Below are 17,677 nucleotides of genomic sequence, written 5' to 3'. Positions count from 1 at the left end.
AGGTCAGGGAGTGTCCCAACCTCTTTCTTACTCTTAAAAATGAAAGGTGTAGTTATGTCTATCAATTGGCAGGCGATTTTCGACCCCAAATTAGCCCTAGAAGCGATTCCTGATATTCTTCAAGGATTGCCTTATACGCTAGCGTTGTCTTTGATTGGATTTGGGTTGGGGATTTTCTGTGGCTTTTTCGTTGCTCTGATAAGGATGTCAAAAGTCTTGCCTCTGCGTTATCTAGCAATTTGGCATGTATCCTTGATGCGCGGAGTTCCCCTCATGGTGCTGCTTTTCTTTATCTATTTTGGTCTGCCATTTATGGGAATTCAATTAGATGCCATCGTCGCCTCTATCATTGCTTTTACAGCCATGTCTAGTGCCTATATTTCAGAGATTATCCGCTCAGCCCTAGCAGCGGTTGATGTAGGCCAATGGGAAGCTGCGCGCTCGCTAGGTTTGCCGACGTCAGTCATTTATCGTAAGATAATTATTCCACAAGCCTTTCGCATTGCTCTGCCACCGCTTAGCAATGTCTTTCTGGACATGATTAAATCAACCTCGCTCACAGCCATGATTACAGTCCCTGAGATTTTTAACAAGGCAAAAATTGTCGGCGGTGCCAAATCAGATTATATGACTGTCTACATTTGTGTTGCCTTTATCTACTGGCTCATCGCCACCTTCTATGCCTTGGGACAAGGTATCTGGGAAAAGAAACTCCATACTTACTGATTGCCAAGATGAGCTTTCTGAGATGAATTGACTTTGTACACATTTTGTCTAGAAGGTGAAAATGTTTCCTATTACAAACAAAAACAGCTTTTCGTCAGTTGAAAAGCTGTTTTAGCATTTTTTTACGCTGTTTAGCGACTAGAACTTCTAGAGATTAGTAAAGCTCCTTTAGGATAAATTCCTTCGAATACTTTGTAGTGTTGTTCTTCGGTTAGAATATAGCTCAATTCAGGGTCTTTATTCAAATTGTCATTGATTGTCTTATAAAAAGTAGCTTCATCTAGTTTTGAGCCAGAATGATTAGAAAGGTCGTAATCTCTATAAGTTTCATATTCAATTTCAAATACAGCCATAATACCGTTGTGAACTTCCGCTAAATCTTTACCATTGTTAAAATATCTAAAGCTACGTTCTTGCAGGGTTTGATAGAGTTGTTCCTTGGCTTGAGTAACTGGATTAGTTTGCTGTGAACTTTGGATAGCAATAGCTTTTGCTTCTGTAATGGTCAAAGCTCCTGCCAATGTTAAGCCTGTTAAGGCAGTTCCTAGTAATGTGATTGCCTTTTTAGTGAAATGATTTTGTTTTGCACTCATGTCAGTGCCCTCCTTAAATAACATTATGATAATGTTACTATAACGAATGGAGGTCATTGTGTAAATACTGTTCTAGCAACTTTTGTGAAATCTTTGGCTTATCTTTATCTTATGTTTATGTTGTTAATAATATATTAAGAAACTTCGTTTATGTTTTGAGAATATCGTGTTAATCAAGTTCTGTTTAGATGAAAACAAGGCTGAGCCTAGGAGCATTTTTGTAGACGAATATGAGCTGCCTATATAAGCAGGAAGTAAATTTAGTGAGAGGTTTACTGTGGATAATGTCATCACGATTTTGAGTGTCTAGATGAATTGATTTTGGAAATATAAGACAATAGGATTGGTTACAAAACCTCTTCCAAAGTAGCTACCAAATGAACAAATTCCTCTGTGGTCATATTAGCGTATTGAATGACGAAGTGATTTTGAGGAACCGTAGCTTTGTTGTGGGCAAAGTCGCTCAAGGGGCTTAAGAGAATACCCTTCTGACGGCAGTTTTTGACTAAATCTTTTTCGTTTAAATCTGTTTTGACAACCAAAACAAAATGCAACCCTGAATGGTCCTCTGTAATGGTAATCTTGTCTTTGAGAGGGCTTTTTTTGATGGTCTGATGACAAGACTCAAGTTTTTTCTGATAGCGCAACCGCATGCGACTCAGGTGTCTTTCAAAATATCCCTGTGAGATAAATCGTGCTAAGGTGTACTGTTCCAAATTGGAGACGGTCGGTGAATAAAATCCCAGTTTATCGTGGAAGGTTGCTAATAACTTTGGTGGCAAAATCATGTAGGCAATGCGGAGCGTGGTCAACAGACTTCGACTAAAAGTATTCATGTAGATAACCTTGTCGGATTGGTCAATTTCTTTGAGGCTGGGAATGGGGCGGTGCTTGAAACGAAATTCACTATCGTAATCATCTTCGATAATGTAACGATTGTCAGCTTGGCTAGCCCACCCCAATAATTGATAGCGTTTATTCACAGGTAACACCTGACCTGTGGGAAACTGGTGCGAGGGAGAAATATGTAAAATATCTGCTCTGCTTTGTTCCAAATCCTTAAGATTAATGCCATCGGCGGAAATTGGTAGGTAGGTAAGAGGAATCTGGTGGGAAAGGTAAACCTTAGCGATACGGCTGTATGATGGGTCTTCAATGGCGATGTGCTGCTTGGGACCAAAGAGCTGACTGATCAGGGAGTAGAGGTATTCGGTGCCTGCTCCGATAATAATCTGCTCAGGAGAGACAAGCATACCACGGAAGTCATAGAGGTGCTGGGCAATGGCTTCTTTCAAGTCTTGAACACCACCGCTGGGTGCGGGTTCCAGTAACTTATGGGAATCTTGATTAAGCACCTGCTTGAGTAAATTACTCCAGACGCTAAAGGGAAAATCTTGCTGGTGCTGATAGGGTTTGGCCGGAACAAGTAAGGAGTTATCCACAACTGGACTGGTAGTTTTGTGGAAAACTGGTCTGATTGGGGAGTCAGTTGATATTAGGACATGCTGAATATCAGAGACAAAGAAACCGCTATTTGGTTTACTGTAAAGGTACCCCTCGGCAATCAATTGCTGGTAGGCAGTGTCCACAGTTGTGACGGACAAGCCTAGATGTTTAGCCAATTTGCGCTTGGATGGTAATTTTTCATGTCCCCGGAGTTTAGCGGTGGTAATATCGTTTTTGAGGGCGAGATAAAGCTGTTGATAAAGTGGTTCAGATTGATGTGGGTTGAGGTTGTAGGTCAGCATAGAAACTCCTTTTTGACATCTTAAAAAAAGACTAAAATGATTATTTATATCATACCAGTTTTTGTTAGAATAAGTCTATTAATTTTTATTAAAACTGTTCAGTAATGCTATTTCTGTGGATAATGAGTCTCTCTCTATGGGGCTTGTCTTATTTGCACAGGGCTTGTTTTCTTGCTATAATGCTAGTCATGGTAAGATATAAAGCGATTATTTCATATGACGGTAGAGATTTTTCAGGTTTTCAGCGTCAGCCTCATGCGCGGAGCGTTCAAGAGGAAATTGAAAAGACCCTTTTGAAGCTTAATAGTGGTGTTCCTGTCACGATTCACGGTGCAGGTCGAACAGATGCAGGTGTTCACGCCTATGGACAGGTCATTCATTTTGACCTCCCTCAATTGCGCGATGTGGAAAAACTGCGCTTTGGTTTGGATACGCAGTGTCCAGACGATATTGATATTGTTGAGATTTCAATTGTTCCAGATGATTTCCATGCTCGCTACAATAAGCACAGTAAGACCTATGAATTTTTAGTGGACACCGGTCGTCCTAAAAATCCTATGATGCGCAACTACGCTACCCATTATCCCTATCCAGTGGATTTGGCTCTCATGCAAGAAGCCATCAAGGACCTAGTAGGAACGCATGATTTCACAGGTTTTACCGCTTCAGGAACCAGTGTTCAAAATAAGGTACGCACCATCACTCAGGCGACGGTTGTTGTCGATGACAAAACAGGGTTTCTAGTCTTTACCTTTTCTGGTAATGGTTTTCTCTATAAGCAAGTACGAAATATGGTAGGTACTCTGCTGAAAATCGGAAATGGGCGCATGGCAACAAGTCAGATTCGAACAGTTTTAGAATCCAAAGACCGCAACTTAGCTGGTCCAACAGCAGCAGGAAACGGTCTGTATCTAAAGGAGATCACTTATGAAGAGTAAGTATATTTTGGCAATTTCAGGAAATGATATTTTTAGTGGTGGCGGTCTTCACGCTGATTTGACCACCTACACCGTTAATGGACTACATGGCTTTGTTGCCGTGACATGTCTGACTGCTATAACTGAGAATGGTTTTGAAGTTTTTGGTACAGACTCGAATATCTTTGCACATCAATTGGCTTCCCTCAAGGATGTCCCTTTTGCAGGGATTAAATTAGGCCTTCTTCCAAATGTGGAAATAGCAGAGCAGGCATTGGATTTTGTAAAGGCTCATGCAGATATTCCAGTAGTTTTAGATCCTGTCTTGGTCTGCAAGGAAAGTCACGATGTTGAGGTCTCAGCTTTGCGTGACGAACTTCTCAAATTTTTCCCTTATGTGACCATTATCACACCAAATCTGGTAGAAGCTGAGCTATTGACCCAAAGCAGTATCAAAACCTTGGACGATATGAAAGTTGCCGCTAAAACCCTGTACGAACTTGGCGCTAAAAATGTCGTGATTAAAGGTGGTAGCCGTCTGGATGATACGGTTGCAACGGACGTTTTCTATGATGGAACAGAGTTGGTTGTCCTTGAAAGTCCAGTGATTGCTAGAAACAATATCGGTGCAGGTTGTACCTTTGCTTCCTCTATTGCCAGCTATTTAGTTGCTGATAAGACAGCTCAGGAAGCTGTTCGTGATGCTAAAGCATTTGTGCATGCGGCGATTCAAAAATCTGACGATTATGGAGTGATTCAGTATGAGACAAACTAAAACAAAACAACTCACGCTGTTAGCGATTTTAACAGCTCTGACCGTCGTTCTTGGACTTTTTGTCAAGATACCTACAGTTAAGGGAGTAACCACTTTATTAGATGCAGGCATTTTCTTCGCAGCTTTTCATCTGGGTAAAAAGGAAGGCGCCATTGTCGGAGGGCTATCAGGCTTTCTTTTTGACTTGATTGCAGGATATCCACAATGGATGTTTATTAGTTTGGTTGCCCATGGAGGTCAAGGCTATTTAGCAGGTTTTACTGGGAAAAAACGTTACCTTGGGATTCTCTCATCTGTGATAGTTATGGTAGCAACCTATTTTGTAGCTTCTAGTGTGATGTATGATGTCACCGCCGCTACGGCAGATATTATTACTAATATCTTACAAAATGTGGTTGGTATTCTCGTTGGCTTGACTTTGGTAAAAGCAGTAGAGCAGGTGAAATGAAAATAGTAGCACGATATGTTCGGATCTACCGTTAGAAGAATAGCGGTAGGTTTTTATGTTTCGTGATATAATATTAAAAAGGGAGAGAACGATGGATTTAAAGCAATTAGCAGAAGAAACAAGACAGATTATTACAGACATTCTTAACCGCTCAGCTATTAAAAAAGGACAAATTTTTGTCCTGGGTTTGTCATCTAGCGAGGTGGCAGGTGGTGTGATTGGAAAAAATTCTAGCCGAGAAGTCGGGCAAGTTATTGTGAAAACGATTCTAGACGCTTGTACGGAACGTGGTATTCATCTAGCCGTTCAAGGATGTGAACACTTGAATCGTGCTCTTGTGGTTGAACGTGAAGTCGCAGAGCAATACAATCTTGAAATTGTTAATGTCCTACCTAGCCTACATGCGGGTGGCTCTGGGCAGTTGGCAGCCTTTGATTATATGACCAATCCAGTTGAGGTAGAAGAGCTTGTTGCTCACGCAGGAATTGACATTGGAGATACGTCAATTGGTATGCATGTCAAACGTGTTCAAGTGCCGTTAAGACCGATTCAGCGTGAATTAGGAGGTGCCCATGTGACAGCTCTTGCTAGTCGTCCGAAACTTATTGGCGGTGCGCGTGCTCTCTATCAAGAAGACGAGATTAGGAAAAATTAAAGTCATTTGAACTAGATTTAATATATCGTCACTTTTGACTTGCCGTACTTTTTTAGGAAAGCCCTGTTTTCCCCAGTTACAGAGCCTCAAAGACCCCATTGGAGCCTTTGGAATGTCTGCGTCACAGCTCTTTGTTTTATACTCCTCCAAAATCAAAATTAGCATTTAGAACCTCTAATATAGTGTTTTAGCTTTTTTTGATTTTTGTTAAGTATTAAAGTTAATTCATTCGACTATAAAACACAGAAAAAGGCTCAGAATGTTTCGTCCTTAAAACGAGACTTCTAAGCCTTTTTAGTCTATTATTTTGGTGAGGTGCTAAAGGTATTTGCTGTAGGTAAGGCAATATTCTCTTTCACCAATCCTTCTTGATACAGTCTGAAAAATTGAGAGTAGATACGATTTTGTTGACCATTTTGAACAAAAATATCCACACGATAGATGAATTGCCCATTTGGGAGTGTTCGTGGTCCAATGAGTGTTGGTACACCGACAATTTCAGGATAATTTTCCAATTGTTCATCATTAATAGCTTGAATAATCTGCCCAATTTTTTCTAAATTGCTATGGGCAAAAATCGGAATATCAATTTGTACCCGCATATCACCTCGCGATTTATTGCTGACGATGGTGATGTTACGATTTGGAATGAAATGAAGCGTACCGTCAAATCCTCTGATTTGCGTTGTCCGAATACCGACACTGGAAATATTCCCAATGATGCTACCAATTTCAACCGTTTCACCTACATCGAATTGATTTTCCAAGAGAATGAAGAAACCATTAAGAACATCCGATAAGAAGCCTTGTGCCCCAAGTCCAATAGCCACCCCGGCAATTCCAGCTCCTGCTAGCAGGCTTGAAACAGGCACCCCGATAATCGTCAACATCCAATAAATCAAAATGAAGTAGAGGGTATAATTAAGAGCGCTGTGCATCAATTTGATTAAGGTTTTCTGACGAGCAGGTTTAGTCTGAGAAAAGGTTAAGGATTTTTCGATGGTATGTTTAAAAGCAAAATGGCAGAGCTTTTTAGTTAGCGTAAAAAGGATGAGTAAGAGAAGAAGTGAGACGAGCTTTGTTCCTAGCTCCTCCAAGTGCCAAGAAATAAGATAGTTTTCGATAATTTTCATACGTCTAGTTTACCAAAAAGTAACGTAAAAAACTTTAAAAAACTCATAAAATATGGTAAACTAAGCTGTATAACATTTTTTAAGGAGAATGACTAATGTCAGTATCATTTGAAAACACAGCAACTAACCGCGGTGTCATCACATTTACAATTAGCCAAGAGCAAATCAAACCAGCTCTTGATAAAGCATTTAACCGTATTAAAAAAGATTTGAACGTTCCAGGTTTCCGTAAAGGTCAAGTGCCACGTCCAATTTTTAACCAAAAATTTGGTGAAGAAGCGCTTTACGAAGATGCATTGAACAGCATCCTTCCATCAGCTTATGAAGCAGCTGTTACTGAACTTGGACTTGATGTTGTTGCACAACCAAAAATTGATGTGACATCAATGGAAAAAGGTCAAGACTGGACAATCACAGCAGAAGTTGTGACTAAACCTGAAGTTAAACTTGGTGACTACAAAAACCTTGCTGTTGAAGTAGAACTTTCTAAAGAAGTTACTGATGAAGAAGTTGATGCTAAAATTGAGCGTGAGCGTAACAACTTGGCTGAATTGGCTGTTAAAGACGGCGCGGCTGAAAATGGCGACACTGTTGTTATCGATTTCGTAGGTTCAGTTGACGGCGTTGAATTTGATGGCGGAAAAGGTGAAAACCACTCACTTGAACTTGGTTCAGGTCAATTTATCCCAGGCTTTGAAGAGCAACTTGTAGGCGCTAAAGCTGGTGAAACTGTAGAAGTTAAAGTAACATTCCCAGAAGAATACCACGCAGAAGATCTTGCAGGTAAAGCAGCACTCTTTGTAACAACAGTTAACGAAGTTAAAGCTAAAGAAGTTCCAGCTCTTGACGACGAACTTGCAAAAGACATCGACGAAGAAGTTGAAACACTTGATGAGTTGAAAGCTAAATACCGCAAAGAACTTGAAGCAGCTAAAGAAATTGCATTTGATGACGCTGTAGAAGGCGCAGCTATTGAGCTTGCTGTAGCAAATGCTGAAATCGTTGAATTACCAGAAGAAATGGTACACGACGAAGTTCACCGCGCTATGAACGAATTCATGGGCAACATGCAACGTCAAGGTATCTCACCAGAAATGTACTTCCAAATCACAGGTACAACTCAAGATGACCTTCACAAACAATACGAAGCAGATGCTGATAAACGTGTGAAAACAAACCTTGTTATCGAAGCAATCGCTAAAGCAGAAGGTTTCGAAGTATCAGATGAAGACATCGAAAAAGAAATTAACGACCTTGCAGCTGAGTACAACATGGAAGTTGAACAAGTTCGTAGCCTTCTTTCAGCTGACATGCTTCGCCATGATATCACAATGAAAAAAGCTGTTGAAACAATCACATCAACTGCAACAGTTAAATAAGAATCTTAGAAACGTTGAGCTAATCTAGACACGTTTCATGATAACGAAAAAATCTTCCAATTGTGGAAGATTTTTTCTATACCTTTTTTACTAAAGTGAGGTGCTGTAAAAAAGAAATATCCTTATAGGGGGTTAAATCAGCAACAGCTAATTCAGCTTTAAGCAAGTTGTCTAACCATCCCTCTTCTGATTTGACGGAGTTGGGTTGTAGGGCGTAGAAGGTGCGTAGTCCACGGTAGTTTTGCAGAGTGAGAGAGGTATATTCTTTTAAATCCTCAAAATCATAGGTTGTTCCATTCGCAAAAGAGAGACTCTCGTAGCTTTTCCCGTCCAATAAGTCTAAAGCGAGATTGATGTCGTTGCTAAAAACCACAGCCTGCATGACTTTACCGACTTGATTATGCTTAATCAGAGATAATTGTCCGCCTGGAACCAGCAAACGCTCAAATTCACTGAAATAGCTTGGTCGCTCATCTTCTGGGATATATTCCATGACATTGTGACAGATGATGGCATCAAATTGTGCGTTTGGTAGTTGTTTCAAAGCATCCAATGAGCCATGGATTTTAGTAAAGCTTTTCCCAGCATCAGCAAATAACATATCGGCATTAGGTTCGATAGCCGTGACGGTATTTTCTTGGGACAAATGCTGAGCAGTCAAGCCGAAACCAGCTCCAAAATCAAGTATTCTTTTTCCTTTGATACCTTCCAACTGAGCAAAAATCAATTCATACATGATTTTCCCCCACGGCTGTGTTAACATCTCTTTATAAGTTTCTAAATTAACAGACATCTGATCCTCCTTTTTGTCATTATATCACATTTTTAATTTCTCTTACGAATAGTAAGGTAAGGAGGTACAAAACATGTACAATAAAGTGATTATGATTGGGCGTTTAACGTCCAATCCTGAAATGGTTAAGACTGCCACAGATAAAGCTGTTTCTCGAGTAACTATTGCGGTTAATCGCCGTTATAAGTCTAGTTCTGGTGAACGTGAAGCAGACTTTGTCCAAGTTGTTTTCTGGGGACGCCTAGCAGAAACACTTGCAAGTTATGCGTCAAAAGGTAGCCTCGTTTCCATAGATGGTGAGTTGCGGACTCGTCAGTATGAAAAAGCAGGGCAGAAACACTATGTGACTGAAGTGTTAGGTCATGGATTCCAGTTGCTAGAAAGCCGTGCCCAACGTGCTATGCGAGAAAATAATGTAGCGGATGAATTGGCTGATTTGGTCTTAGAAGAAGAGGAATTGCCATTTTAAGAATAAGAAAAATCTAGGATAGATTTCCTAGATTTTTTCTATTTAGTCACCGAATGACTTTTCTGAAACAGGATTAGTTGCCTGAAACTTCAGAAGCGTAATCATCCATTGAAAGAACTTCGTGGAAGACACGTTGTGTCAATTCAGTTTTTTGTTCTTTAGTGAGGTATTTAGTGTTTACGCAGTATCCAGAGATACGAACGATAACATCTTCACCATCCATGATTTTCTTGTAAACGTCGTTCAAGTCCATAACGTTCAAGTTAACGTGTTGACCACCGTTTTCGAAGTAACCATCAAGGATTGTTACCAAGTTATCAACTTGCTCATCGTGTGTTTTACCAAGAGCGCGTGGTGATACTTGAGTTGTCAATGAGATACCGTCAGCAGCATATGAGAAGTCAAGGCTTGACAATGCGTTCAAGTTTTGCAACCAACCACCTTTAGCTTTGTTTGATGGGTTAGCACCTGGTGAGAAGAACTCAAGTTGTGACAAGTTAGTTGTACCATCTTCGTTGAGGTAAACACCACGGTGAACTGGAGAGTTACCAGTTTGTTTAGAGTAAGCAACGTTTGAAGTGATTGTAAGAAGTGATACAGTTGCTTCAGCGTTCTTATAAAGTTTGTGGCTGCGAAGACGAGTTGTGTAAGCTTCAATCAACCATTCAGCTAATTCGTTTGAACGAGGATCGTCTTCACCCCAACGTGGGTATTCACCAATTGTTTCGTAGTCGTAGATGTAACCATCTTCGTCACGGATTGGTTTAACAGTAGCGTATTTAATAGCTGACAAAGTATCAACAGTATTTGCAAAACCACAGATACCGAATCCCATGTTAGCACGTTGGTGACTTGGCAAGAATGCCATTTGAACAGCTTCGTAGTTGTATTTATCAGTCATGTAGTGAATGATGTTAAGAGCGTCTACGTAAGTATCAGTCAACCAGTCAAGTGATTTTTCAAAGTTAGCTTTAACAGTATCGAAGTCAAGAACGTCATCAGTAACTGGCTCGATGTCAAATACTTTATAGTCTTTGTGAACATCGTCATAACCACCGTTAAGACCAGTAAGAAGAGCTTTAAGGACGTTTACACGAGCACCGAAGTACTGAATGTTGTGACGTTGTTCTTCGTTTTCTGGGTCAAGTGGAGATACACAGCATGAGATACATGACATTTCACCGTAACCATCTTTAGCCATTGTTGTTACACCTTCGTATTGGATAGAAGAGTGTTTGTGGCTCATGTGCATACAGTAACGACGGAATGCGTATGGCAATTTATCAGTCCAAAGAACTGTCAAGTTTGGCTCTGGAGAGTTACCGATGTTATCAAGAGTGTTCAAGAAACGGTAGTCCATTTTAGTAACACGGTGACGACCGTCGTTACCCATACCAGCCATAGAAGTTGTGATGAATGTTGGGTCACCTGAGTAAAGGGCATCGTATTCTTTAGTACGAGCAAATTTAACGGTACGAAGTTTCATAACGAAATCATCAACAAACTCTTGGATTTCACTTTCAGTGTAAGTACCACGAGCAAGGTCACGTTCTGCGTAAACGTCAAGAACGATTGGCACACGTCCAAGTGAAGTAGCCGCACCATTGATCACACGACATACAGCCATGAAAGCAATGTTAGTCCATTGGATAGCTTCTTTTGTATCGTAAGCAGGACGACGAACATCAACACCGTAAAGATCACCAAGGCGAACAACTTGTTGCAATGCTTGGTACTGCATGTTGATTTCTTCACGAAGACGAATAGTTTCTTCGTCGATTTCAGTGATTGCGTTCCAGTCGTTAACTTTTTCTTGCATCAAGTAGTCAGCACCGTACAAAGCAAGACGTGCGTAAACCCCGATGATACGTCCACGTGAGTAAGCGTCTGGAAGACCAGTAACTGTGTGGGCGTGACGAGCACGACGGATATTTGAAGTGTAAGCGCGGAAGATACCGTCATTTACAGTTGTAACGTGTTTAGTGTAAATTTCGTGAACGGCTGGATCTGGCTCATAACCATGTTCTTTAAGAGCTGTTTCAGCCATACGGATACCACCTTTTGGCATGAAGTTCAATTTGAACAATTGGTCATTTTGAATACCGAAAATCAATTCATCTTCTTTAGAGATGTAACCAGCGTCAATGTCGGCGATTGAAGTTGGGCGTGTATCCATTGGGAAACGTCCTTCAGCTTCATAACCAGCTTTTGTTTCATCTACGATTTTTTTGATTTTGAGTGAGCGCTCAGTTGGACCAGCCAAGAATGACTCATCGCCATCATAAGGTGTGTAGTTTGCTTGAACGAAACGAGAAACGCTAGCTTTTTTTTTCCAGTCAGTTCCTTTAAATCCGTCCCAAGCTTTTTCAAAAACATCAGTGTTTGTTTTGACAGTTACCATAATAGGTCTCCTTAAAATTCTAGTAACAAAATCATCTGTTACAATTTACGAATTCATTGTATCACACAGTAAACGGTTTCAGCAAGCATAAAACTTGACAAAAAGACTTTTCTTTTGTAATACAGTTATTTGATTTTTTATAAACTGTACTATAAATTTGAAAACACATGAAAGAAATGTAAAAGTGTTATAATAATGTTGTAGTATTTACAGAAAGAAGGCGATTGCTTGTGTTGATTTTTCCTCTCATCAATGACACATCACGGAAAATTATTCATATTGACATGGACGCTTTTTTTGCTGCCATTGAAGAAAGGGATAACCCTGATTTGAGAGGAAAGCCAGTTGTGATTGCTAAAAATCCTCTGGAAACAGGTGGACGTGGTGTGGTTTCAACCTGTAATTACGAGGCAAGAAAATACGGCATTCGATCTGCTATGTCCAGCAAAGAAGCCTATGAACGTTGTCCACAGGCGGTTTTTATCTCTGGAAATTATAGTAAGTACCGTGAGGTCGGGATGCAGATTCGTGAGATTTTTAAGCGCTACACAGACCTTGTCGAACCGCTTTCTATTGACGAAGCCTACCTTGATGTGACAGATAATAAGTTAGGGATTAAATCTGCTATCAAAGTGGCAAAGCTCATTCAACATGACATTTGGCAAGAGGTTCACCTCACCTGTTCTGCTGGGGTTTCTTACAACAAATTTCTTGCTAAATTAGCGTCAGATTTTGAAAAACCAAAAGGTTTGACCTTGATTTTACCAGAAGAAGCGGAGGCTTTCCTAGATAAATTGCCAATTGAAAAATTTTATGGTGTGGGTAAAAAATCAGTAGGACGCCTCCATGACATGGGTGTTTATACAGGTAAAGATTTAAGGCAAATTCCAGAAATGACCTTAATTGATACCTTTGGTCGCTTTGGCTACGACCTTTATCGCAAGGCTAGGGGGATTTCAAATAGTCCCGTCAAGCCCAATCGTATCCGAAAATCCATCGGAAGCGAGCGGACTTATGGCAAATTGCTTTATGATATCGAAGATGTCAAGCTAGAACTTTCTAAAAATGCCCGTCGGGTAGCTGATGTTTTGGAGAGCAATAGCAGAGCAGGAAAAATAGTTGTCATTAAAGTGCGTTATTCAGACTTTTCAACGCTGACCAAGCGTGTCACCCTACCTGTCGTAACTAAAGAATTTAGCATTATCGAGCGAGTTGCCCATGAAATCTACGATAGTTTAGAGGAAAATCCCTTAGGTATTCGTCTTTTGGGAGTGACGGTGACAGGGCTAGAAGATGAAGATGATGAAGTGCTTCTAGATATCTAACTGGGTGTAATCACAAGGTTAAAAGTATTCAAAAAAGTGAGTATGATCCGTTTTTATCATTGAAAACGAAATCGTACTCACTTTTATTTTACAGTGTGTAGGAAAAACAGTTGTTTGTTACTGTTCTTCTTTTTCTTTCAGTGTTTGAGCTTTTCTGAGTGTGAAAACATGGAAAAATCCAAAGAGCAAGACCCAGATTGGAGACAGTAAAGATAAGGTGCCCAGCATTAAAAATTCTAAAATAACAGAGATAACAGCCCATCCAATACCGATATAGTAGACGGTGTAGCTAATTTGGCTGTCTAAATTTTTATTAGCTTTACTACGATTGATAAGGGCTAAAACAGCGATCACAATGGTAACGATAAGTCCCAAGCCAAACGTAAAAAGAGCAAAAGGTGTTGTTGAAAGGTGAAGTGCCTCTAAGGTAATCTCATCTAGACTAGCATAAACCTCAGGTTGTTTCTCCAACATAATTTTATTCACAGCTCCACCTAGCAATGAAAAAAGGAAAAGAACAGCATTTAAAATGTAAAGAACACCGATTGTTGTGTTCCAAGTTTTAAAAGATTGACGAACTTTTTCATATGAAATCATTAAAAAAATCTCCTTGACTTATTTTGATGATACAAGTATATCAAAAATGAAAGTGTTTGTAACGATTTGTTAGGCTTTTTTCACAAAAATTAATTGATTTTCAGAAGAAAGGTCTTCGCGGTAATGAAAATCAGCAAATGTGAGTTTCATCAAATCAGCGACGGTCTGTGCCTCTTGGGCAAGTGCCTGGCTGAGAAAGGCACCTCTAGCTTTTTTAGAAATGGTCGAGTGTGTTTTGAGTTGCCCGTCTTTGTCTTCCATAAAAGTCACTGTTATCAATTGTTTCTTGATGTGACTTGAAAAAATGTCTAAAAACTCACTAGATAGCAGGGACACGATGGTTTCTTGTTGCTTGGCAAAGGCATCGTAATCAGGTCTCCAAAATTCTTTTAATGACTGATTGTTGACCTTGATTTTGGTATGAAAGTCATGGCGATGCTCTGCTATTGGCTCCAGCGCATGAATGATTCCGTAAAACGACGAGGTGATATAAACTGGGCTTTGCTTTGAGATGACATTTTTATCCAGATGTCGGTACATTAAACCATTAAAAAGCGATGTCGCAGGATAAGCAGGTGCAGAATTTTCCACAATAGCCTGCCAACGTGTGGCTTCTTTTTGGGCAGCTGTTTCTGAGATTTTGTAAGCTTTCGCAAGTTCCTCTAAAGATAGTTCTGACATTTCTTGGGCAATAGCGGAGCTTTTTTCAGAAAGCTGGTGAGGTAAAGTCTCTTTGGGAATGTTCATCTCTTTTGCTGTTGGAATCAGAAAGGTTAATGACATAATGCTCTCCTTTGGTGTGATATAATAAGTTTAACAAAAGATGTGTGAGAATACTACTAGGAGAAGGAGATACCTGATTGGAAACTAAAACGAATGCCAAAGGTTGTGTCAAAGTAGGCTGTTTGACGATTTTAGGGTTATTTGTAGTCTTATTGGCTTTTATATTGTTGTGGTCTTGGGAAGGGAAGAGAAAGGATGCCCTTAATCGAGAAATCCTAGTTCAGCAAACTGCCCTCTATATTTACAACCACTATGAGGATGTCAAAACCATTCAGTATGATGAGTTTACTGTGGGTTCCTTTGGACTTGGAAGCCACACTTACGATTTTAAGATTACGGTCAATGGCAGAGCAGAATTTGAGTTAGACATGAATTGGGATTATGAGATTGAACGAGGAGATGAGATAGCCGCATGGGAGACACAAACCCATCTAATGACTGAAAAGTCGCTTCCTACTGAAGAAAAATCCTTACCTGATGATGTCAAAATCATCGACAATACGGATTAAACCTTTTAAATCATCAAAAATCTGTTACAATAAAAACAACGAAATGTCCAAGGAGGAAACTATGCAAACCTATCTTCAAGCGCGTGTTACTAATTTTGTAACGAAACTAGCTCAAACCGATGTTGACGCGATTTTAGTCACTAATTTAACGAATATCTACTATTTAACTGGTTTTTCAGGGACGGCTGGGACAGTTTATATTTCTGGCAAAAGACGTCTCTTTTTGACGGATGCTCGCTATAGTTTAATGGCTAAAAAAGCAGTTCAAGGTTTTGATATTATTGAAACGAGAGCGCCCCTAGCTGAGATTGCTAAGATAGCAGCAGAAGATGGTCTTTCTCGTCTCGGCTTTGATAGTCAAATCAGCTATGCCTATTATCAGCAGTTGCAAGAAACGTTTTCGGGTGTTGTGTTAGTTCCGCAGACTAATTTTACAGAAGAACTACGGATGATTAAGGATGCCATCGAAATTGAAACGATTCGTAAGGCTTGTTCAATCTCTGACCGTGCTTTTACGGATGTTTTGGATTTTATCAAGCCAGGGCAAACAACAGAGATTGATGTGGCTAATTTCTTAGATTTTCGTATGAGAGAGTATGGGGCGTCAGGGATTTCCTTTGAAACTATCGCAGCGTCAGGTTACCGCTCTTCTATGCCTCACGGTCGTGCCAGTGATAAAGTGATTGAAACTGGTGAGACCTTGACCCTTGATTTTGGATGTTACTATAACCATTATGTGAGTGATATGACCAGAACCATTCATATAGGGCAGGTGACGGACCAAGAACGCGAGATTTACGACCTTGTTTTACGTGCTAATAAAGTTCTGATTGAAAAAGCCAAAGCTGGTTTAACTTATCGAGATTTTGATGCCATTCCTCGTCAAGTGATTACTGATGCTGGCTATGGTAACTACTTCACCCATGGCATTGGTCACGGTATTGGATTGGATATTCATGAAGAGCCCTATTTTGGGAAATCTGATGAAACCATTAAGGCTGGTATGATATTGACGGATGAACCAGGTATTTATCTTGAAGGTCAGTATGGTGTTCGCATTGAAGATGACCTACTCATTACAGAAACAGGCTGTGAAATCTTGACCCTTGCACCAAAAGAACTCATTGTTATTTAAGGGGGGAGTTATGGAAGAAAGACTTTCATGGCAAGATTATTTTATGGCAAATGCAGAGCTGATTTCAAAGCGCTCAACCTGTGATCGTGCCTTTGTTGGTGCCGTTTTAGTGAAAAATAATCGAATCATTGCCACAGGTTACAATGGCGGTGTTTCAGCAACGGATAACTGCAATGAAGCGGGACACTATATGGAAGATGGGCACTGCATTCGTACGGTTCATGCCGAGATGAATGCCCTTATCCAGTGTGCCAAAGAAGGCATTTCGACAGACAATACAGAAGTCTATGTCACTCATTTTCCATGTATTAACTGCACCAAGGCGCTGCTTCAAGCCGGAATAACCAAAATTACCTACAAATCGAATTACCGGCCGCATCCCTTTGCCATTGAGTTGATGGAGAAAAAAGGTGTCTCTTATGTGCAGCACGATGTACCAAGTATTCATCTGGGAGAGAGGTAAACGTTAATACTCGTCCAAAATCAAAATTAGCATTTTAGAACCTCTAATACTTTTGATGCACTACCGAACGAAGTGAGGCTAACATGTTTCTTTCGCTATAGTGGTATTCATATCGAGAGTAAACTCTCGATATGAACGGATTTTTGGGAGAACTACAGAAATTGAAAGTCAATTTCGTAGTAGTTCCCCCGCAAGGATGATTAGGGTGGCCGTTGTCGAGTAGTCGACAAGTACATCCAATCATCTACTGCGATAGAGATAAGCTCAAATCTAGCAATGAAACTCCGTAGGAGCGTCCGCACTTTTAAGAAAGAAACAAAAAGTAATTTTTGATTTTTGTTAGGTATAAGAATATTTTCTAATAAAAAAGAGCGGACAGAAGTCACCATGACGATGACTTTTGCCTGCTTTTTTCTATCTACTTTTATAACTTAGTTTTGTTATGTTATTACGTGATAGGAATGCTTATCTTTCTTGAGAGATTGTCATGTTTTGCTCAGAGTAATAGTTTTGATGTATGAAAATTGAAATCATCCTGTTGCTGCCACATTAACTATTGGATTGGGTGAATAAAAAATACCACTGGTGCTTCATAGATATAAATAACAGCCTAAGTGTAGAAAAGCTGATCTCATCGTATTAATTCTCCACATCTTGACATGTTATTTTGAGCAAATATGAGAGCTATCTCTCAGTTCTGACACGACAAACGCATGAAGAAAATATGGCTTACAGAAAAGACTTTCATGGATGAATTCAAAATCCTTCGCTATAATAAAAGTGGAGGATTTTGTTATGGAAGACCTTTTAAATTTCTTGATTACTGTT

At 39.9% G+C, this 17,677-nt stretch carries 18 protein-coding genes; 11 read left to right on the top strand and 7 right to left on the bottom strand.

What is annotated here, in order from left to right:
- Positions 1 to 54 precede the first annotated feature (54 nt).
- Positions 55 to 726 carry an amino acid ABC transporter permease gene (locus EAF07_RS06660; protein WP_121835815.1) on the top strand — a complete coding sequence of 224 codons (672 nt, stop codon included), beginning with the start codon at positions 55 to 57 and terminating at the stop codon, positions 724 to 726.
- A gap of 131 nt (positions 727 to 857) precedes the next feature.
- Here the strand turns inward: EAF07_RS06660 and EAF07_RS06655 are convergent, their stop codons facing one another.
- Together EAF07_RS06655 and pdxR are read right to left on the bottom strand one after the other, a co-directional pair.
- Positions 858 to 1,319, bottom strand: coding sequence for a hypothetical protein (locus EAF07_RS06655; RefSeq protein WP_121835814.1), 462 nt, complete (start codon positions 1,317 to 1,319; stop codon positions 858 to 860).
- Between the two features lie 347 nt (positions 1,320 to 1,666).
- Positions 1,667 to 3,067: a MocR-like pyridoxine biosynthesis transcription factor PdxR gene (gene pdxR, locus EAF07_RS06650; RefSeq protein WP_121835813.1), complete on the bottom strand. Its 1,401-nt coding sequence runs from the start codon at positions 3,065 to 3,067 to the stop codon at positions 1,667 to 1,669.
- Positions 3,068 to 3,255: 188 nt separating this feature from the next.
- Between pdxR and truA the strand changes: the two genes are divergently transcribed.
- The 4 genes from truA (at position 3,256) to EAF07_RS06630 (ending at position 5,862) form a co-directional block, all read left to right on the top strand.
- A complete protein-coding gene (gene truA / locus EAF07_RS06645) occupies positions 3,256 to 4,005 on the top strand; it encodes a tRNA pseudouridine(38-40) synthase TruA (RefSeq protein ID WP_121835854.1) in 750 nt (249 codons plus the stop codon).
- A complete protein-coding gene (locus EAF07_RS06640; RefSeq protein ID WP_121835812.1) occupies positions 3,995 to 4,759 on the top strand; it encodes a bifunctional hydroxymethylpyrimidine kinase/phosphomethylpyrimidine kinase in 765 nt (254 codons plus the stop codon). The genes truA and EAF07_RS06640 overlap by 11 nt, the downstream gene beginning before the upstream one ends.
- Positions 4,746 to 5,207: an ECF transporter S component gene (locus tag EAF07_RS06635; RefSeq protein ID WP_121835811.1), complete on the top strand. Its 462-nt coding sequence runs from the start codon at positions 4,746 to 4,748 to the stop codon at positions 5,205 to 5,207. Before EAF07_RS06640 ends, EAF07_RS06635 begins: the two co-directional genes overlap by 14 nt.
- 91 nt (positions 5,208 to 5,298) lie before the next feature.
- A complete protein-coding gene (locus EAF07_RS06630) occupies positions 5,299 to 5,862 on the top strand; it encodes a TIGR01440 family protein (protein ID WP_121835810.1) in 564 nt (187 codons plus the stop codon).
- 302 nt (positions 5,863 to 6,164) lie between these two features.
- Here EAF07_RS06630 and EAF07_RS06625 read toward each other — a convergent pair whose 3' ends face one another.
- Positions 6,165 to 6,995 (bottom strand): mechanosensitive ion channel family protein, encoded by an 831-nt coding sequence (locus EAF07_RS06625; protein WP_121835809.1) that lies wholly within the window; start codon positions 6,993 to 6,995, stop codon positions 6,165 to 6,167.
- Positions 6,996 to 7,090: 95 nt separating this feature from the next.
- On the opposite strand from EAF07_RS06625, the gene tig reads away from it, so the two are divergent.
- Positions 7,091 to 8,374: a trigger factor gene (gene tig, locus EAF07_RS06620; RefSeq protein ID WP_121835808.1), complete on the top strand. Its 1,284-nt coding sequence runs from the start codon at positions 7,091 to 7,093 to the stop codon at positions 8,372 to 8,374.
- 76 nt (positions 8,375 to 8,450) lie between these two features.
- On the opposite strand, the gene EAF07_RS06615 is transcribed toward tig, so the two are convergent.
- The gene (locus EAF07_RS06615) at positions 8,451 to 9,167 is read right to left on the bottom strand and encodes a class I SAM-dependent methyltransferase (protein WP_121835807.1); all 717 of its coding nucleotides are present in this window, start codon (positions 9,165 to 9,167) and stop codon (positions 8,451 to 8,453) included.
- A gap of 73 nt (positions 9,168 to 9,240) precedes the next feature.
- Between EAF07_RS06615 and EAF07_RS06610 the strand changes: the two genes are divergently transcribed.
- A complete protein-coding gene (locus EAF07_RS06610) occupies positions 9,241 to 9,636 on the top strand; it encodes a single-stranded DNA-binding protein (RefSeq protein WP_121835806.1) in 396 nt (131 codons plus the stop codon).
- A gap of 73 nt (positions 9,637 to 9,709) precedes the next feature.
- Here EAF07_RS06610 and pflB read toward each other — a convergent pair whose 3' ends face one another.
- Complete coding sequence (gene pflB / locus EAF07_RS06605; protein ID WP_121835805.1) at positions 9,710 to 12,037, bottom strand: formate C-acetyltransferase; 2,328 nt, start codon at positions 12,035 to 12,037, stop codon at positions 9,710 to 9,712.
- A gap of 230 nt (positions 12,038 to 12,267) precedes the next feature.
- Here pflB and dinB point away from each other — a divergent pair, with 230 nt between their 5' ends.
- On the top strand, positions 12,268 to 13,362 hold the full coding sequence (gene dinB, locus EAF07_RS06600) for a DNA polymerase IV (protein WP_121835804.1): 1,095 nt from the start codon (positions 12,268 to 12,270) through the stop codon (positions 13,360 to 13,362).
- Between the two features lie 117 nt (positions 13,363 to 13,479).
- Here the strand turns inward: dinB and EAF07_RS06595 are convergent, their stop codons facing one another.
- Both EAF07_RS06595 and yaaA read right to left on the bottom strand, forming a co-directional pair.
- Positions 13,480 to 13,959: a hypothetical protein gene (locus EAF07_RS06595; protein ID WP_121835803.1), complete on the bottom strand. Its 480-nt coding sequence runs from the start codon at positions 13,957 to 13,959 to the stop codon at positions 13,480 to 13,482.
- A gap of 69 nt (positions 13,960 to 14,028) precedes the next feature.
- Entirely contained in the window at positions 14,029 to 14,742 is a 714-nt protein-coding gene (gene yaaA, locus EAF07_RS06590) for a peroxide stress protein YaaA (protein ID WP_121835802.1), read from the bottom strand.
- A 77-nt stretch (positions 14,743 to 14,819) separates the two neighbouring features.
- Between yaaA and EAF07_RS06585 the strand changes: the two genes are divergently transcribed.
- The 3 genes from EAF07_RS06585 (at position 14,820) to EAF07_RS06575 (ending at position 16,849) form a co-directional block, all read left to right on the top strand.
- The gene (locus EAF07_RS06585) at positions 14,820 to 15,251 is read left to right on the top strand and encodes a hypothetical protein (RefSeq protein ID WP_121835801.1); all 432 of its coding nucleotides are present in this window, start codon (positions 14,820 to 14,822) and stop codon (positions 15,249 to 15,251) included.
- A gap of 61 nt (positions 15,252 to 15,312) precedes the next feature.
- The gene (locus EAF07_RS06580; RefSeq protein ID WP_121835800.1) at positions 15,313 to 16,386 is read left to right on the top strand and encodes a M24 family metallopeptidase; all 1,074 of its coding nucleotides are present in this window, start codon (positions 15,313 to 15,315) and stop codon (positions 16,384 to 16,386) included.
- Between the two features lie 10 nt (positions 16,387 to 16,396).
- Positions 16,397 to 16,849, top strand: a complete 453-nt coding sequence (locus EAF07_RS06575) for a deoxycytidylate deaminase (RefSeq protein ID WP_121835799.1) — start codon at positions 16,397 to 16,399, stop codon at positions 16,847 to 16,849.
- Positions 16,850 to 17,677 lie beyond the last annotated feature (828 nt).

The organism is Streptococcus hillyeri, assembly GCF_003686955.1.
Classification (GTDB): domain Bacteria; phylum Bacillota; class Bacilli; order Lactobacillales; family Streptococcaceae; genus Streptococcus; species Streptococcus hillyeri.
Note: the sequence above shows the minus strand (reverse complement) of the source record. Positions and strands in the feature narration are given on the sequence as shown.

Coding starts and splice junctions, on each gene's coding strand:
- EAF07_RS06635 (WP_121835811.1), top strand. CDS start 4,746: ATGAGACAAACTAAAACAAAACAACTCACGCTGTTAGCGATTTTAACA.
- EAF07_RS06630 (WP_121835810.1), top strand. CDS start 5,299: ATGGATTTAAAGCAATTAGCAGAAGAAACAAGACAGATTATTACAGAC.
- yaaA (WP_121835802.1), bottom strand. CDS start 14,742: ATGTCATTAACCTTTCTGATTCCAACAGCAAAAGAGATGAACATTCCC.
- EAF07_RS06610 (WP_121835806.1), top strand. CDS start 9,241: ATGTACAATAAAGTGATTATGATTGGGCGTTTAACGTCCAATCCTGAA.
- EAF07_RS06595 (WP_121835803.1), bottom strand. CDS start 13,959: ATGATTTCATATGAAAAAGTTCGTCAATCTTTTAAAACTTGGAACACA.
- EAF07_RS06575 (WP_121835799.1), top strand. CDS start 16,397: ATGGAAGAAAGACTTTCATGGCAAGATTATTTTATGGCAAATGCAGAG.
- EAF07_RS06655 (WP_121835814.1), bottom strand. CDS start 1,319: ATGAGTGCAAAACAAAATCATTTCACTAAAAAGGCAATCACATTACTA.
- EAF07_RS06640 (WP_121835812.1), top strand. CDS start 3,995: ATGAAGAGTAAGTATATTTTGGCAATTTCAGGAAATGATATTTTTAGT.
- EAF07_RS06660 (WP_121835815.1), top strand. CDS start 55: ATGTCTATCAATTGGCAGGCGATTTTCGACCCCAAATTAGCCCTAGAA.
- tig (WP_121835808.1), top strand. CDS start 7,091: ATGTCAGTATCATTTGAAAACACAGCAACTAACCGCGGTGTCATCACA.
- pdxR (WP_121835813.1), bottom strand. CDS start 3,067: ATGCTGACCTACAACCTCAACCCACATCAATCTGAACCACTTTATCAA.
- pflB (WP_121835805.1), bottom strand. CDS start 12,037: ATGGTAACTGTCAAAACAAACACTGATGTTTTTGAAAAAGCTTGGGAC.
- EAF07_RS06580 (WP_121835800.1), top strand. CDS start 15,313: ATGCAAACCTATCTTCAAGCGCGTGTTACTAATTTTGTAACGAAACTA.
- EAF07_RS06615 (WP_121835807.1), bottom strand. CDS start 9,167: ATGTCTGTTAATTTAGAAACTTATAAAGAGATGTTAACACAGCCGTGG.
- EAF07_RS06625 (WP_121835809.1), bottom strand. CDS start 6,995: ATGAAAATTATCGAAAACTATCTTATTTCTTGGCACTTGGAGGAGCTA.
- truA (WP_121835854.1), top strand. CDS start 3,256: ATGGTAAGATATAAAGCGATTATTTCATATGACGGTAGAGATTTTTCA.